12 protein-coding genes and 1 tRNA gene are annotated in these 16,802 nt (G+C 60.4%); 3 read left to right on the forward strand and 10 right to left on the reverse strand.

The genetic code is table 11. The features are described from left to right. Positions 1-9: 9 nt before the first annotated feature. From ACFQDI_RS09340 to rsmH, 9 genes are read right to left on the reverse strand one after another with little or no spacing between them, the layout of a single operon-like run. The gene (locus ACFQDI_RS09340) at positions 10-1,170 is read right to left on the reverse strand and encodes an FtsW/RodA/SpoVE family cell cycle protein (RefSeq protein WP_377165768.1); all 1,161 of its coding nucleotides are present in this window, start codon (positions 1,168-1,170) and stop codon (positions 10-12) included. Between the two features lie 19 nt (positions 1,171-1,189). After that, complete coding sequence (locus tag ACFQDI_RS09345; RefSeq protein WP_377165770.1) at positions 1,190-2,377, reverse strand: LysM peptidoglycan-binding domain-containing protein; 1,188 nt, start codon at positions 2,375-2,377, stop codon at positions 1,190-1,192. A gap of 47 nt (positions 2,378-2,424) precedes the next feature. Next, positions 2,425-3,729, reverse strand: a complete 1,305-nt coding sequence (gene murD / locus ACFQDI_RS09350) for a UDP-N-acetylmuramoyl-L-alanine--D-glutamate ligase (protein ID WP_377165772.1) — start codon at positions 3,727-3,729, stop codon at positions 2,425-2,427. A gap of 6 nt (positions 3,730-3,735) precedes the next feature. Beyond that, positions 3,736-4,881, reverse strand: a complete 1,146-nt coding sequence (mraY, locus tag ACFQDI_RS09355; protein ID WP_377165774.1) for a phospho-N-acetylmuramoyl-pentapeptide-transferase — start codon at positions 4,879-4,881, stop codon at positions 3,736-3,738. After that, positions 4,878-6,242, reverse strand: a complete 1,365-nt coding sequence (locus ACFQDI_RS09360) for a UDP-N-acetylmuramoyl-tripeptide--D-alanyl-D-alanine ligase (protein ID WP_377165776.1) — start codon at positions 6,240-6,242, stop codon at positions 4,878-4,880. Before ACFQDI_RS09360 ends, mraY begins: the two co-directional genes overlap by 4 nt. Then, positions 6,239-7,819, reverse strand: a complete 1,581-nt coding sequence (locus ACFQDI_RS09365; protein ID WP_377165778.1) for a UDP-N-acetylmuramoyl-L-alanyl-D-glutamate--2,6-diaminopimelate ligase — start codon at positions 7,817-7,819, stop codon at positions 6,239-6,241. Before ACFQDI_RS09365 ends, ACFQDI_RS09360 begins: the two co-directional genes overlap by 4 nt. Next, positions 7,816-9,678 carry a peptidoglycan D,D-transpeptidase FtsI family protein gene (locus tag ACFQDI_RS09370; protein ID WP_377165780.1) on the reverse strand — a complete coding sequence of 621 codons (1,863 nt, stop codon included), beginning with the start codon at positions 9,676-9,678 and terminating at the stop codon, positions 7,816-7,818. Before ACFQDI_RS09370 ends, ACFQDI_RS09365 begins: the two co-directional genes overlap by 4 nt. Then, a complete protein-coding gene (locus ACFQDI_RS09375) occupies positions 9,675-10,061 on the reverse strand; it encodes a hypothetical protein (RefSeq protein ID WP_377165782.1) in 387 nt (128 codons plus the stop codon). Before ACFQDI_RS09375 ends, ACFQDI_RS09370 begins: the two co-directional genes overlap by 4 nt. After that, complete coding sequence (gene rsmH, locus ACFQDI_RS09380; RefSeq protein ID WP_377165784.1) at positions 10,058-10,990, reverse strand: 16S rRNA (cytosine(1402)-N(4))-methyltransferase RsmH; 933 nt, start codon at positions 10,988-10,990, stop codon at positions 10,058-10,060. The genes ACFQDI_RS09375 and rsmH overlap by 4 nt, the downstream gene beginning before the upstream one ends. A 669-nt stretch (positions 10,991-11,659) precedes the next feature. Between rsmH and ACFQDI_RS09385 the strand changes: the two genes are divergently transcribed. The 3 genes from ACFQDI_RS09385 (at position 11,660) to ACFQDI_RS09395 (ending at position 13,574) form a co-directional block, all read left to right on the forward strand. Next, positions 11,660-12,292 (forward strand): hypothetical protein, encoded by a 633-nt coding sequence (locus ACFQDI_RS09385; RefSeq protein WP_377165786.1) that lies wholly within the window; start codon positions 11,660-11,662, stop codon positions 12,290-12,292. Between the two features lie 58 nt (positions 12,293-12,350). Next, entirely contained in the window at positions 12,351-13,400 is a 1,050-nt protein-coding gene (locus ACFQDI_RS09390) for a sugar phosphate isomerase/epimerase family protein (RefSeq protein WP_377165788.1), read from the forward strand. A 99-nt stretch (positions 13,401-13,499) separates the two neighbouring features. After that, positions 13,500-13,574 (forward strand) — tRNA-Val (locus ACFQDI_RS09395). Positions 13,575-13,587: 13 nt separating this feature from the next. Here ACFQDI_RS09395 and ACFQDI_RS09400 read toward each other — a convergent pair. Further along, entirely contained in the window at positions 13,588-16,764 is a 3,177-nt protein-coding gene (locus ACFQDI_RS09400) for a LamG domain-containing protein (RefSeq protein WP_377165790.1), read from the reverse strand. Positions 16,765-16,802: the final 38 nt, after the last annotated feature.

Consider the following 16,802-nt stretch of genomic DNA (forward strand, 5'->3'; position numbering starts at 1 on the left):
TTCAAAAGGCTAAAGCTGTGGGGTCCAGCGGCGCTTTCTGCGGATCACGGGAAGCTGATCCCAGGTCAGATGGACGCCCTGGCGGTGGATGTTGATCAGGATGCCAACCGCGACCATCGCGGCGACGAGACTGGACCCTCCGTAACTTACGAAGGGCAGTGGCAATCCCTTGTTTGGCAGCAAAGCAGTAGTCACGCCCATGTTCAAGAGCGCTTCCATTCCCAGCAAAAAAGTCAGTCCGGCCCCCAAAAGTTTGCCAAACCGGTTTGGCGCATAGGCCGAAACGACCATTCCCGCCATCACCAGCACGGCAAAGGCCAGGACGACTGCGGCAGTGCCGCGCAGCCCCAGTTCCTCCCCAACCATGGGGAAAATGAAGTCGGTGTGGGCTTCAGGCAGGTAGGAAAGCTTCATGCGCCCTTCCCCGAGGCCACGCCCTTCCAGCCCACCGGAGCCAAAGGCCAGCTTGGAAACCCACTGCTGCAAACCGAGGTCTTCCTTGTGGTTTTCGAGATCGAAGGTGACCATGACGCGCTCAAAGCGGTTTGGCAGGAACTTGATGCCCGCAGCGAGACCGCCCCCGCAAAGGACGACGATGATGGCCAGGTAGCGCATTTTGGTACCCGCCACAAACATGACCCCCAGACCGACCGTCGAAGCGAGGAGAGCGCTGCCGAGGTCAAATTCGCAGCCGATGAGGGCGACGATGCCCAGGAGGATGAGGCCCGGCAGGACAAAACCACGCAGGAAAGTGCGAGTCAGAGCCTGATGGGTGCCAAACCAGCCTGCCAGAGCGATGATGAGGGCGATCTTGGCAAATTCGGACGGCTGCACACGCACTCCGCCCACGCCCAAGGCCTGCAGACCGATCCAGCGCCTGGAACCGTTGATTTTGACCCCGATCATGGGAACGTAGCAGAGGGCCAGCAGCACGGCGGCGGCGACCAAGATGTGCCAGCGCCAGCGCATCCAGACGTTGTAGTCCACGACGGCCATGATGACGCATACCACGGTTGCGGCCGCCAGCCAGCCAAGCTGGCGCCACAGGGTCACATAATCCTCCCCACCTTCATGCGCGACCTGAAACGTCGTACTCGCAAGCATGGTGATGCCCAGCGCGACCAGTGAGAGCGCAGCAAGGATGAAGAGGAGGATGGAATATTTGGCCATGTCCGCCGGAAACGGGCGTTTACTTTGCCGGGATCACCAGCTTCATCCCATCGCGCATGGCGTTGGGGTTTTTGATGTTGTTCGCCTTCTGAATGGCTGCAACCGAGACGCCATACTTCGTGGAGAGGCGATAGAGCGTCTCGCCGGACTTGAGCGTGTGCGTGCGTGCGGCTGATGCCTTGGGCACGGTTTTGGGCGGGGAGTCCGCCGCCACTTTTTTGGCAGGCTCCGCCTTTTCCTTTTTCGCCGCCGGAGGTGCCTCCGCAATCTTCTTGAGCATCTGGGTTGGGGGGGGCACGGGAGTCGGCCTCACGAGCGGCCTGGCTTCTGCCTTGGCCACGGGCTTCGGCTCATCCCTGTCCCGGGGGCGGACGGCCTCAGGCTTGCCCGACTCCACCGGCGGTGCGTTTTCCTGCAGCAGTGAAACGACATTGGGCTTGGAAGGAGGCGGGAGCGCGGCGCTGACAGGCGGCGCGGAAACGGTGGCCGGTGTGTCTGCCGCAGCGACCAGCGAAGTTGTTGCGGGAGGGGCTTCGTTCAAGGCCACGAGGGAGATGGGCTCCATGGTGGCGGCAGACAGGCTGGCCGGTGCTTCGGAGGGTTTCACAGCCTCACTGGGAACCTTGGTGGCCGGTGGCTGGTCTCTGACCACAGGCAGGGCCTTGGGCGCGTCTTCTGTGACGGCCATGGGCTTCAACGTTTTGGGGTTTACGGGAATGGCGCTCGGAACGGCCTGCTTGGGCACACGCAGCATGGTCCCCGGACCGATCTGCAGACCTTTGTCGATCATATTGAGACGGGTGATCTCCGCCTCGGTGGAGCCAAATTTGGCAGCGATGGACTTGATGGAGTCCCCGGAGCGCATCTCATAGTTGTCAAACTGCTCGGTGTCCGCCGCCGCCCGTGCCTGGGCGGTAATGACTTCGGGTGAAGTCACCGGCAGCCCATTGCCGGTGCTCAGAGCACGTGCGGCCTGGGTGACTGTCTGCTGCGGTTTTTCGTCGTCCCCCATGAAATCATAGATGATGATGCCGCCAATGAGGACGACATGGATCAGCAGCATGACGACAAACATGCGCGCCATGCCTGAGTTTGGCTCATGCTGGTTCCACTCACCTTCCTCCGTGACGAGCGCGACACGGTGGCGATGCCGTTCACCATCCATGAGGTTGAGCAGCAGCTTGGTTTCTTTGGTCTTGGATTTCATCTTCATAGGACCTGGGGTGAAATTGTCGGAATCTGGAGTCTAAAAATTCAATGGAGCGCGTTCACAGCATCGCGGAAAACATCGCCGCGCTGGGCGTAACCTGTGAACATGTCGAAAGAGGAGGTGCCGGGGCTGAGGATGATGGCATCTCCAGCCTGCGAAACTTCGGTGGCCCGAAGCACGGCATCTGCCATGTCTGAGGCGCACTGGCATGGCAGCAGATCACCGAAGGTCTGCTGAAGCTGGGAAGCGATCTCTCCGATGAACACCATGGCACGGACCTGGCCGTTGAGCCCGGAACGCAGGGGGGTGTAATCGAGCTCCTTGTCCTTGCCACCGGCGATCAGCACGATGGGGCGCTCCTGGGAGCGGAGGCAGGCCTCGAGCGCGTGCAGGTTGGTGGCCTTTGAGTCATTGATGTATTCGCGGTCCCGGAGGGTGCGCACCAGCTCACAGCGGTGCCTTGGAGGGTCGTAGCTCTCCATGGCTTTCAGCATGCTGGAGAACTGCAGACCGAAGACCTGCCCGGTCATCAGTGCGGCGAGGACGTTTTCCATGTTGTGCCTGCCACGCAGCTTGAGCCCGCCAGCGCTGCCGATTTCGGCACCGTGATGGTAAAATTTGCCGTCGCCGTAGGTGAAGTCTGCCTCTGCTCCGTAGGCGGAGAAGGTCCGGCGCTGCGCCGCCCCAGAGGACACGCTCTCCCCTGCACGCACGATGGCCACATCCTCAGCCGTGACGTTTTCAAAAACACGTGCCTTAGCGGCAAAGTAGGACGCCATGTCCGGGTAGCGGTCCAGATGGTCCGGCGCAAAGTTAAGCCAAAGACTTGCCCGCGCACGAAAGTCGCGAATGGTTTCGAGCTGGAAGCTGCTGATCTCAAGCGCGAGCACATCATAACGTACGCCGCTGGCGACGACTTCACTCAAGGACATGCCGTGATTGCCGCAAGGAAGTGATTTCATGCCGCAGCCGTTGAAGAGAGTGGCGATGAGCTCCGTGCAGGTGCTTTTGCCGTTCGTGCCTGTGATGGCTGCCAGCGGCATGTCTGTCAGATGGAAAGCGAACTCGGTCTCACCGACCAGGGGAACGCCGGCATCGGTGAATTTTTTTGGCAGCGGCCAGTGTTCATCCAACCCGGGGCTGATGATGACCTGCTGAAACTCGCCGGGCCTGACGACCAAGTCGCGCGCAGGCTGGCCGAGCACGCAGCGGAAATCCTCGACGGGCTTCGCCTTGTCCCCCTCATCAAAGATGGTCACCTCCGCGCCATGCAGGCGCGCCAGACGCGCGGCACCGAGGCCGCTGCGACCGGCGCCGAGAATGGCGAAATGCTGTGAGGCGAAGCGCATGAGGATTTAGCGGAGCTTGAGAGTGGCGAGACCGAGCATGGCAAAGAACAGGGAGAGCACCCAGAAGCGGACAATGACCTGGTTTTCGTGCCAGCCGCCGAGCTCAAAGTGGTGGTGGATCGGAGCCATGCGGAAGATGCGCTTGCCACGCTTTTTGAAGCTCCAGACCTGCAGAATGACGCTCATGGCCTCCATGACAAAGACACCGCCGACGAGAGCGAGCACGATCTCCTGCTTGCAGCCGATGGCCAGCGCAGCGATGCAGCCGCCGAGAGCGAGAGAGCCGGTGTCTCCCATGAACATCTTGGCAGGGTGTGCATTGAACCAGAGAAAGCCGAGGCAGGCACCAGCCATGGCCATGGCAACGATGGGCAGCTCGTTGGCCAGGCTGTTGTGGGCGACACCGAGGTATTCGGAGTATTTCGCGTTGCCGCAGACGTAGCCAAATGCGGCATAGGCCAGCGAGGTGGTGATGGAGCAGCCTGTGGCGAGGCCGTCCAGACCGTCGGTGAGATTCACCGCATTCGAAGCACCGACAATGATCAGCGCGAACAAAGCGACGGCAAAAAACTGCATGTCAGAGATGACCGCGTCCTTCACAAATGGAATGTAGAGGGCACGGAGAGTGATGCCGTTGTCCCCTGGCACAGCATAGGCAAAAAGCAGGCCCGCCACGATGGCCACCGATGTCTGCCAGATGAGCTTGGTGCGGGCGCTGACGCCCTTGGAGTTCTTTTTGCTGATTTTCAGGTAATCGTCACGGAAGCCCAGGGCGCCGAGGCCGATGGTGGTGAAAAGCACCGTCCACACCATGATGTTGTCCCACTTCGCCCAGAGCAGAGTGGAGAGAACGATGGCCGAAAGGATGAGAATGCCGCCCATGGTGGGGGTGCCGGCCTTCTTGCCATGGAGCTCATGAAGCTTGTGGACTTCCTCGGCGGTGCGGATCGGCTGGCCGATTTTCAGGGAGATCAGCTTGCGGATGAGGCGGTCGCCATACATGAGCGAAAACGCAAAGGCTGTGACTGCGGCGCCACCGGCGCGGAAGGTGTGGTACTTGAAGAGGTTGAGAATCTTGTACAGAGCTGCGTCATCGCTGATCCATTGATGAGCGGTGAGCCATTCCCTGAGTTCGTAAAGCCAGTACATCATGAAGCGGAAAAATGCGTGAGAACTTGTTCCATGCGCGCGGAGCGGCTGCCTTTGAGCAGGACCACGTCTCCCGCGCGCAGCCATTCGCGGAGCCGTGCGGCACAGGAGGCATGATCGGGGAAATGTTCGGAGGGCACGGCCTTCGAGGCTTCCGTGATCCATGCGGCTTCGCTGCCGCCAACGCTGAAGACTGCGTCGAGCTTGAGCGCTCCGGCAAACTCGCCCACCCGGCGATGTTCGGTTTCAGCGATCGGGCCCAGCTCGCCCATGCGACCGAGCACTGCCACGCGGCGGCAGCCGGACACGCCCAGGGTGCTGAGGGTGCGCAAGCCGGCGATCATGCTGTCCGGGTTCGCATTGTAGGAGTCATCAATGAAATGGATGCCGCGAAGCACCTTGGGCTCCACGCGGCCTCCGGTGAGCCTGGCCTGGTTCAGCGCATCGGCGATGTCTGCCGGCGCAATGCCCTGCCTCCAGCCCATGCAGGCGGCCAGCGCGGCATTGCCGACCATGTGCTCTCCGAGAATGGGCAGGCGTGTTTCGACTTTTTCGCCGGCAAAGTCGAGGGTGAATGTGGTGCCCGTGGCATCTGCGCGGAGACCGGAGGCAGCCACGTCACCGCAGCCGACACCCGCCGTCGACACACTGGCCTGGCAGTGGCGGGCGATGAGCGGAGTGTATTTGTCATTGGCATTGAGCACGACCACGCCACCGGGGCGCACGTTTGCCGCCAACGTGCCCTTCTCCCAGGCAATTGCATCCTGGGTGCCCATGTATTCGATGTGAGCCATGCCGACATTGGTAATGATGCCGGCGTCTGGCCTGGCGATGTCGGTGAGCACTTTGATCTCTCCCGGATGGTTCATGCCCATTTCGGTGACGCAGCACTGATCTCCTTCACGCAGGGAGAGCAGCGTCAGCGGCAGGCCGATGTGGTTGTTCAGATTTCCCAGAGTGGCGCGCGTCTGGCACTTGCGTGCCATGATGACTGCCGTGAGGTCTTTGGTGGAAGTTTTGCCGTTGCTGCCCGTCAGGCCGATGATGAGCGGGGCGTGGTGCTCACGATAACCGCGCGCCATGCTCTGCAGCGCGAGAAGGGTGTCCCCCACCTCGATGACAGCACAGGGAAGAGCACCCCAGGCAGGATTGATTTTGCTGACAACGACGGCAGCAGCCCCCGCCGCAGCCACCTGGGGGATGAAATCATGGGCGTCGAATTTGTCCCCCACCAGCGCCACGAACACCTCCCCGGCGGTGATTTTGCGCGAATCTGTGTTCACGTCAGTCACCAGGCGCGTGCCATCGCCGCGCAGGGTGCCTGCGGCGAATCGGGCAAGAGTCTGGAGTGAGACGGGAATCATCGGTTGAATCGGTCAGGTCGATCTGGTCGGTCAGGGGGGCGGTCAAACCCGCCGCGCATGGCTTCGCGTTCAGCAGCTTTTTCTTCGCGCTCAGCCGCGCGTTCAGCCTTGAGCTGATGGAGGATGGCACGGGCGATTTTGCGGTCATCGAAAGGATGCTTTTTGCCCTGAATGTCCTGATAGTCCTCATGTCCCTTGCCAGCGATGAGGACGAGATCGCCCTCCCGGGCGTTTTGGAGAGCGGTCAGGATGGCCTCGCGACGGTCCGCGATGATGGCCTGCTTTTGCGGGCGGGCAAAACCAGCCTTGGCATCATTCAAAATCTGCTGGGGATCTTCGGTGCGAGGATTGTCGGAGGTGAGGACGCAGATGTCACTGCCGGCCTCTGCTGCGGCAGCCATCTTCGGACGCTTGGAGCGATCCCGGTCCCCCCCGCAGCCAAAGACGGTGATGAGGCGGCGTGGACGCAGCGCACGCGCGGTGCGCAGGGCGTTTTCCAAACCGTCCGGCGTGTGTGCGTAGTCGACGAAGACCTGGAAGCGGGAGTTTTCGGACACGCGCTCCATGCGTCCCGGCACCTGGGGGGCGTTCTGGAGGCTTCTGATGGCCTCCCGAAAGTTCAAGCCGACGGCCTGAGCCGCCGCGAGGGCGCCGAGGGCGTTGTAAACGTTGAAGTCGCCAATGAGCGGCAGGCGTACGAGGAAGCTGCGCCCGCGTGCCTCCAGCTCAAACGTGGTACCGGTGAAGTCGTAGCGCACGTTGATGGCGCGGAACTCACAGCCAACGCCGAAACCAAAGCGGACGACGCGGCCGGTGTGCTCAAAACGCTGCACGAGCTTGCGCCCCCAGGCGTCATCTCCGTTGATGATGAGGGCGGAGCGTGGAGACGAGTCGGCGGTGATCTGGAACAGGCGCACCTTGGCCTCGAAGTATTTCTCCATCGTGCCGTGGTAGTCGAGGTGGTCCTGGGTGAGATTGGTGAAGATGGCGGCGGCAAAAGGCAGGCCAAAGACGCGATCCTGATCCAGCGCATGCGAGGACACCTCCATGGCACAGGCACGGCAGCCGTTGTCCCTCATGCTGGCCAGGAGGCCCTGGATTTCGAGGGATTCAGGCGTGGTGTGCGTGGCGGGGACGTGCTCGCCGCCACCGAGATCGTAAAAGATGGTGCCCAGAAGGCCGCTGCGCATCTGGGCGGAATTGAACAGATGGTGGAGAAGGAAAGCGGTGGTGGTCTTGCCGTTGGTGCCGGTGACGCCGGCAATGGTCAGCGCCTTGGCCGGGTGGCCGTAAAGGGCTGCCGCAGCCTGGGCCAGCGCGATGCGGGAGTGGCGCACATGCACCCACGGCACGGCGCAGTCCTCTGCCGGGGCCTGCTCGGAAATGATTGCGGCAGCACCGAGTTCGACCGCCTTGCCAATGTAAGCATTCCCATCTGCATGCGTGCCACGAATGGCGACGAACGCGATGCCGGGGCCGACGAGACGGGAGTCGTAGGCAAAGCCTGTGATCTCGGTGTCGAGGCTGCCGGAAACAGCGGGCTTGTCGAGATGGGGAATGAAGTCACGCAGTTTCATTGTACGCCTCCTTTCACCGCCACTTTGAGAGGGCGCTCATTGCGAATGGCCAGGTGGTCGAGTGTCTCGCGAACCACTTCGGAGAAAATGGGGGCGGCGATGCGCCCCCCACGGACCATGGCAGAACTTTCGGCTTTGGGGTCGTCCAGCATCACGAGACAGACAAGCTTGGGGTTGTCGATAGGGGCCATGCCAATGAAAGAGGTGAGGTAAGTGCCGTCGATGTAGCGTTTCTTTTCCGGGTCGTAACGGCGGGTGGTGCCGGTTTTGCCTCCGACCCGGACTTCGGGCAGCGCGGCCCGCTTGCCGGTGCCTTCCGTGACGACGCCTTCGAGGAAATCGCGCAGTGAGGCGGCGGTTTTGGCCGTGCACACCTGCCAGACAGGCTGCGGCGGCATGACTTCGGTTTCGCCATTCGGTTTGACGATCCGGTCGATAAGGCGGGGCTTCATGAGCACACCGCCGTTGGCAATGGCTCCGTAGGCCATGCACATCTGCAGCGGGGTGACGTTGACTTCATATCCAATAGGCATGCGTGAATAGGTGGTGTTGCTCCATTTGCCGGTATTGAAACGGCCGGCTTCTTCGCCGACGAGACCGATTCCGGTGGGAGCTCCAAAACCAAACCTTGTGGCATAGTCGAGCATCATGTCCTGTCCAACACGTTTGCTGATTTTGTACATCCCAATGTTGCTGGAGTGGACCAGCACGCCCTTGACAGTCTGCATGCCGAGGGGCTCATCGTCGCTGAGCTTCACTTTGCGCACCGGATCTTCGTAATACATGTTGCCGCAGTCGATCATCTCACCGGGGGTGACTTTGCGGTTGTCCAGGGCCGCCGCCAGGGTGACGACCTTGAAGATGGAGCCTGGCTCGTAGGCGCCTGCGATGGCGTAGTTGGTCCAGGTGCTGTCATCGGGGTTGCTCGCATCGCGGTGCGGACGGGCTGCCATGGCAAGGATGGTGCCGGTGGAGGGTTCGGTGACGACGATGACGGCCCGGCGGGCGTTGTTAGCCTTCCAGGCACGCTCACAAATGGCCTCGACATTGTCCTGCAGCTGCATATCGATGGTCAGATGAGCGTCGCTACCATGCTGCGGCTCAATGACTTGACTGCGATATGAAGGGAGTTCGTGACCGGACTTGTCGCGCTCGATCAGCTGCTCTCCGGGAATGCCCGTGAGCCGGGCATCCATGAGTTTTTCGACCCCCCAGCGGCCTCTGTTGTTGCTGTCTGTGATGCCGAGAACGAGTGAGAGGCGGTCCTGGGCCGGAAAACGGCGTGCCACTGTGGGACGCATGTAGATGCCAAAGATGTGGCGGTCCTTGAAAAGCTCGCTCCACTGCTTGGCGGTGTCTTCATCCACCTGTTTGGCGAGAACGATTTCGGGTTTGTCCGAGGCGAGCTGGCTGCGGATTTCCTGCTCGGACTGGGGCAGAATGCCCGCCAGCACCTTGGCCACATGGTCGTGATAGGCGGCCAGGGTGCCTGCATCATCCAGCTGTTCGCGCAGAGCGAGCGCCTTCACACCCCGGATGGCGGCGAGGTGGTGGCGAACGGTGACCACCTCCCGCAGATGCGTGCGGTCGGTGTAGAGCTCGCGAACGTCTTCGTCATGCGCGAGGTACTCCCCGCTCAGGTCTTTGATGGCTCCGCGGTGCGCTGGCAGTACGATATGCCGCTGGTATTTGCGCGCTGCGAGCTGGGTCAGGCGCGGCGACTCCTTAATCTGAATGACTGCGAGGCGCCACGTCACGAGTGAAAAGCCCGCCAGCAGCACAAACAGCAGCAGCAGCATGCGGCGGCAGACCGGACGATCCCGGCGTAGCTGGATTTGATTGGGCAGGGGCTGACTCACGGGGCCTTGGACGTGATTTGAGCGACAGAGGGGTCCGCAGCGGGTGCAGCGGCTTTCGCCGGCTGTTCAGGCAGCGGTTTGAGCAGAAGAATGCTTTGCTTCGTGATGGGACGCAGCAGCGTGCCTGCGCTGGTGAGGCGCGGCTGAACGCGGTCGCGTGTGAGCATCGTTTCAATACGGTTGTTCAGCGCCAGGATTTCAGCGTTGAGCAGGCGCATTTCGGCTTCGACCTTGCGCTGCTCCTCGCCCAGTGCACGCACGCGGTTTTTGCTCACGACGATGCCAAGGCCGACCAGCGCGAGCGATGCCACCACGATCAGGATCGCCGTGATCGTGGAAAGGCCGAGGCTGTTGCGGTAGCGGTTGCGTGGGCGGGGTTTCATGCAGGGAGGCGTTCGGCGACGCGCAGCACCGCGCTGCGTGCGCGTGGGTTCAGCTCGATTTCCTGCGGGGTCGCCTGGATGGGCTTCCGCGTGATCAGTTTGAGGACACAGTCCGGGTTTTTGCGGGCTTCGGGCCATTCCGGGCGGTCGATGAAGGGGGCCGAGAGGTGCTGGAGCGTCTGTTTGACAATGCGGTCTTCCAGCGAGTGGAAGGAGATGACCGCAAGCCTGCCGCCGGGCTTGAGCCAGCGCGGAGCCGCCGCAAGGAAGTCGTGCAAAGCGGCGAGTTCGTCATTCACGGCGATGCGCAGGGCCTGAAACACCAGTGTGGCGGGGTGGCGTTTGCCACGCTTGGGCGAGGCGGATGCGACGATGTCTGCAAGCTGGAGAGTGGTGCGGATGGGGCCTGATGTGCGGGCCTTGAGAATGGCCCGTGCGATGCGACGTGCATTGTTCTCTTCGCCGTACTCAAAAAAGATGCGGACGAGTTCCGCCTCATCTTCGGTGTTCACGATGTCTGCGGCGGTGCGGGAGGACTCAGTGTCCATGCGCAGATCCAGGGGACCGTCTCGCATAAAAGAGAATCCACGGGCGGCATCATCGAGCTGATGGCTCGATACGCCGATGTCCACCAGCATGCCATCAAAGCCGGACACGCCGGTTTCTTCAACGATCTGAGGGAAGTTGCGAAAGTTACCGCGCAGAGCACAGAACTGGGCGGCAAAGGGCTTCAGGCGCTCTGAGGCGTGTTTCAGGGCGTTGAGGTCCTGATCCATGGCCACCACCCGCGATCCATGCTGGAGCAAAGCTTCGGTATGTCCGCCACCGCCCAGTGTACCGTCGAAAAAAAGCTTACCTGGAGCAGGTTCCAGCATGGCTACGACTTCGGCCAGCAGCACGGGGGCATGGTAGAAGGGCAGATTTCGCACTGCGGCCTCAGGTGGTGGCGGCTCCGATGAACCCATCCCCCCTCCTGCGCCCTGCCGTGTAACCAAAGTACCGCGCCCCCAGGGCATCATATCGTCCATGGCGTCTGTAGCACCGAACCAAGCCCACCCGCCGACTTGAGAAAATTCAATCAGTCTAGAAATCCCAGCCAACCATTTCCTCACGAACGACAGCTCCCACCGAACTGGCCGAGGGGAGAGTCGCGACAATGGGAAACCGATTGTTGAGAGCGCGTTCATCAAAGAAACGGAATTGCAGAGCTGTCGGATGTTTGAAAATGACAGAAAAGCCGTAAACCTAAAATTCTAACCAGTCCTTATAATCGACAGACCTTGTTCTTGGCAATCGTCTATTTTCAGAATTTTCACCCTCATATAGAATTACTTGAATACTGTTCATTCGATCAACCAGAGGTTTTAGAGATACCCTCAAACCGGATCTGCGGTAAACCGCTGCTAGAACACACCCCGCTTCTATTCCTCTAAAGCTCACCATTCATCTACTGGCAGCGGCTGGGCATGCCTAGAGTCGGCCATTACTTTTTTCGACATCTTAATATTTGCGCCTCCATCCCAAGAGGAATCTCGACAGGAGGGAGGGAGTATTGCTAGCCTCGCGGAAATTGAAACAATTCTGCACCATTTGACACCATGGCTAAAAAATCAGCTCCCAAGAAGGCTTCTGCGAAAAAGCCCGCTGCCTCTCAAAAGTCGGCCATGGCCAAAAAGAAACCTGCACCGGTGAAGAAAGCCACAGCCGCCAACAACAAGAAGGCGGGTGCCGTGAAACCCAAGGCAGCAGCAAAGCCTGTGGCCCCTGCGAAAAAAGCCGAGCCTGCGCCTGTTTTGAAGCCTGTCTTTGAAGCGCCTGATCCCAAACCGACCGCCCCAGCCACCGCCGCAGCAACGAAGGTGGTGATGAAAACGGGGGCGGGTGGTGCCACGGCACTCACCATTGCCGCCCAGGCGTCTGCTGGAGCGGCTGCGAACGGCAACACGCATCCTGCGAACATCCTGGTGCTCGTCAGCAGCAGCGGCTGGCCTGTCACGGACCTGACCAAAGACCACTTTACGCTGATGGAGTACTTTGAAGTGCCCGGCCAGCAGGCACCTTTCAGCAACAACATCACTTCATTCCGCAATGTAGGCACCGGGGCGTATCTGCTCCAGGTAAAGCCGATCAATGGTGCCCCATGGCGCAGCGGCCATCACCTGGCGCAGATCCTGGTCTCCTCTGCTGACGACCGCCAGGGGCAGGGGGCGGTCAAGCTGATCATCCGCTGATTCAGCGCTTTGGTGATTCACTATCGACAGACCAAGCGGCTCCGCTAGCATGCGCGGCATGAACCGCCGTAACTTCCTCACGCAATCTCTCGCCGCCACCGCAGCCGCTTCGTTTTCCCAGGCTGCCACAGGTGCCAAACTCGCCCTGGGCCTGGATCACTTTGCGGTGAGGGCGACCGGATGGAAAGCGGCACAGTTCATCGACTACGCCGCTTCATTGAAGCTCGACACCATGTTCATCTCGGAACTGCATGTGTTTGAAAATTTCGAAGAGGCCTACCTGAAAAGCCTCAAGGAGCAGGCCGACCGTGCTGGGCTGAAACTGTATGTGGGCACCGGCTGCGTCTGCAAAACTTCCAACCGGTGGAAGGACACTTACGGAACGGCGGAGGAGCACCTGGAGCTGACCATTCGCATTGCCAAGGCGCTTGGCTCCCCCGTCGCACGCTGCTACCTCGGTGATCAGAAAGACCGCAGCGGCGATGGTGGCATCCAGAAGCACATCGAATCACTGGTCAATACCATCAAGGCCTGCCAGTCCAAAGCCGAAGGCGAAGGCATCAAGATTGCCGTCGAAAATCACGCGGGAGACATGCAGTCCCACGAACTGAAGGCGCTCATCGAGGCTGCGGGCAAAGGCTACGTGGGTGCGAACATTGATCCCGGCAACGCCGTGTGGGCGCTGGAGGAACCGATGATGCATCTCGAAGTCCTCGGCCCGCTCACGATCTGCAGCAGTGTGCGCGACAGCATGCTGTGGGAAGATGAAAACGGCGCGATGGTGCAGTGGACCGCCATCGGTGAGGGACTGGTGGACTACAAGGCATACGCCAAGCGATTTGCCGAGCTGGCCCCCGGCGTGCCGCTGCAGGTGGAGACCATCTCCGGTTTCGCCCGTCCGTTTGCATGGAAGAAGGACGAGTTCTGGAACATCTTCCCGAACCACCGAGACACCCCCATGTTCAAGGCCTGGCTCGACATGGCCAAACGGGGCAGGAAGATCGACAGCTTCAAAGCGCACGAGGGCCCCGGCAAGAAAGACGCCGAAATCGCCTACCAAAAAGGCGAGGCTGAGCGCAGCTTTGACTGGCTGCGCGCCAACGTGTGAGAACGACGGGAGTCATCCCGTGCCGTCAGCAAATCACACTGGAGAGCAACAGCCTGCTTGCGCAATGCGGCAATGGCTGCATACATGCGCTCCGCAAACGCGTGGATAGCTCAGTGGTAGAGCGGCTCGTTTACACCGAGTTGGTCGGGGGTTCGAATCCCTCTCCGCGCACCATCCTGCCGGATGTTCATTGGGGAGAAGTGACGTACATCCACTTCCGGGCCTCCATGCCGCTGGCCAGCTCTTTCACGCGGATCTCCCAGGAGCCAGGATCTTCATTTGGCGCGAGGTTCAGGCTGATGTCAATGATACCGTTTTCTGCGGCGTAATACCCGCTGCCTTCGGCGGATTTTCCAGTCGCATCCCGGATGTCCACGCGGACTGGGATCACCGCCTTTGTCGGTGCGTCCTGGGTGGTGGTGATGCTGAGGGCGATCTTTGCGCTGTTTCCCGCCACGGCTTTCTCAGGAACATCAAGCTTCATGCCAAGCAGGGGCTTTGGAAGCACCATGAAGATGCGGCCATCACAGGGCCCAAGGTCGACCGGCCAGCTCATCAAGCCATCGGCACCGCGCTTTGGCACGATGAACTGCGTGCCTGTGAGCTCATACACGTTCGCCGATTCGGCTTTCAAACCCACCGTGCCGCTGGAGGGCAGCCCGTTTTCCATCACGAGACCATGTTGCCCGACGTAGCTGCCGTATTCGCGTCTGTCATTGACAACAAACAGGTAGGTGGCATCGCCAAATTTTCGTGTGCGGACGATGATCTCAGGGTTGTCGCATGTGGCTTTTTGCGGCAGCGCGAAGCCGCCCACGGCCCGCGCCATGTCGAGAACTTTGGCCTTGTCTTCGGCAGCTTTTTTCTGGCGCTTGAAGCTTGGCAGCACAAAGTCGGCCTTGAGCGCGGGGCAGAGGAACTCATCGGCCACAATTTTGCCGCCCTTCTTCTGCCAGTCCTGAATGCGTGCCACCAGAGATTTTGTGAGCACATCGCAGAAAGGCATCACCAGAACCTTGCGGCCGCTCAGTCCGTTTTTGAGCAAGGTTTCCTCATAGAGAATGTCTGTCTGCACATGCGCATGCTGCAGGGCCAGCCAAACATCTGCGGCCCAGTCTGTGTTGCTGCCATAGCCGCCACGATGCGCAAACATCTGCGAGGTGAAGCTTTCGAGGAAAGCGACTTCACTGCGCTCATCTGGAACGGCCATGAGCGCCGGCCCCAGAGGCTCGATGACATCGTGCAGCAGCTGTTTGAGCACCGGTGCGGTGTTTGGGTTTGTGAAGCGATACCCGCCCGGACTGTCTGTGGGTACCAGAGACTGCCAGCCGTGGTACATGATGCCCTGAACGGGCCGTGAGATCTTGGTCCAAAGCGCCTCCTTCAAATGCATGGGAGCGATGGTGATGTAGGCCGCATCAGGATCATGATCCTGCCATGCCACAACCTCTCCGGGGGGCTTGCTGCTGATGGGAGCTGTCTGTGAGCGATACCAGATCAGCTGTGTCATTTTCATCACCCGCTGATTTCTGCCCGTGGCTGCGCTCATGGCAAAAAGCTGATCGGCGCACATGCCAATCTTTTGCGGATCAGGGTAGGTGTAGGTCCAGTGGGAGATCACATCCACGCCCCCACCTGCCCCGCTGATGCTGGGCTGCCGCACGGCGGGATCAAAAAAGGTCCAGACACGGCTGCTCTTCACACCTTTGTGCAACGAGGTGTGAAGGCCGTTCCAGCCATCCCCAACCGTCCAGAACCAACGCAGGTATTTTAGGATGGGATGATCATCTGCGATGACCCGGTCTGCCGGAAAGTCCTTCATCTTGGTCCAGTCCACGCCCCACTTGGCCGTCACCTCGGCCGGGATGTCTGTACCGGCAAATTTTTTGTAGGCCTCCACATCCACGGCATTAAAGCTCACCTGGGTGCTGTCGCGGACTTCGGTGTCAATCAGCGCGGTGGTGAAGGCAGGATGGTCGCCATAGGCCTTGGCCATGCTCATGCCCACCACCTGGAAGAAGGAGGAGAAGTCTGGCAACGAGGCGCAGATGTCCTGACGTGCGTAGGGTTTGCCATCGCGGCCCACGCGGAGGTTTTTATCCTCCTTTTCCAATGTGGAGCCAGGGGACAGGCTGGCGATGACTTCAAGGCCGCTGGCAAGCGCCTGGTCAAGCATGGCACGGTTCTTCGAGATCACCTCCGGCTTGGCCGGAGGCACAATCTTTTTCTGGTGCCACATTTCACCATAGTCAGCCCCGAGGCCGATGAAATGTGTGAAGCCGAGATCTTTCAGGCGGGCCAGCTCATCGCCTCCCGCACCCCACATGATCACGGGCATGCGCTGAGGCGTGCGCGGCACCAGCCTGAGCGAGGTGGACTGCTCTGTGGCATATGCGCCGGTTTCAAAACGTGCCCGCAGTTCATACTCGTCCGCCTTGAGGGCAGTGTTGAAGGCGTACCTGGCGGTGAAGCTTTTTCCGGCCGCGAGATCTGGCACGATGAAATCCTCCGTCCTGCCACCGAGGCTGACTCTGAGCTTTGCTGCTTTCAGCGCCTCACGCTGCAGATTGGTGCAGACAATTTCCAGAGGTTTCGCCGTTTCCATGCGACGCCATACATGGCGGTCTGACACGATTTGCATCGAAACACGTTCGAAGCTGAGCACGCCGTTGCAAATGCGCACCTCGTCGATCAAACCGGGAAATCCGCCATAATTGCTGCCCAGCCGGTCTCCGATGCTGAGCGGCTTGGTGCCGGGAGTCACGGCGCCATATCCGGCCATCGTGGCACCGCCGGCCGCGATACCGTTGCGGTAAAAGCGCCCCTCCCCTGCTCCGTCATAGGTGAATGCCACATGCTGCCACGCATCAGGCTCCAGCTTGAAGGGCAGGGAGTAGATCGTCTTTGACTCCGCGCCGAAGCCAAGTGAAACCCACATGCGCCGCAGGCCGCCTTTATCAGCATCGCCGATCTGCCACTGGTAGTCCGTGTGGCCGACGTATTTTTTGTCGAGCAGGAAACAGCGCAGCTTTGGCTCGAATGAGGCCTTGGGTTTGATCCACATCTCGAGAGTAAAGGCACCACTGACGGGCTTGACCGTGGTCACCGCCGCATGCCGTTTGTCCTCGACCGGGAAGCCGGGGAAAGACTCCAAAGCACCGCCGAACCTGCCGTCCGGGCTTAAAACGGCCCCATGCAGCGTGACATCTGCGGACTCGCGATCAAACTTCCAACACCCCAGCACCTGGGCTCCGGTGACATCCTCATTGGCATAACCGGTCTCCCATGTTTCCTGAAGCGCTGCGTAAGAGGCCCCGGAAAAACAGAGGAGCGAGAAAAGGGTGTAGCGAACAACTGGGAACATGGTGTCACACATACGACAGCAAGCCCCCCGTTCGCGCA

It is taken from the genome of Prosthecobacter fluviatilis (assembly GCF_042655725.1).
GTDB lineage: Bacteria > Verrucomicrobiota > Verrucomicrobiia > Verrucomicrobiales > Verrucomicrobiaceae > Prosthecobacter > Prosthecobacter fluviatilis.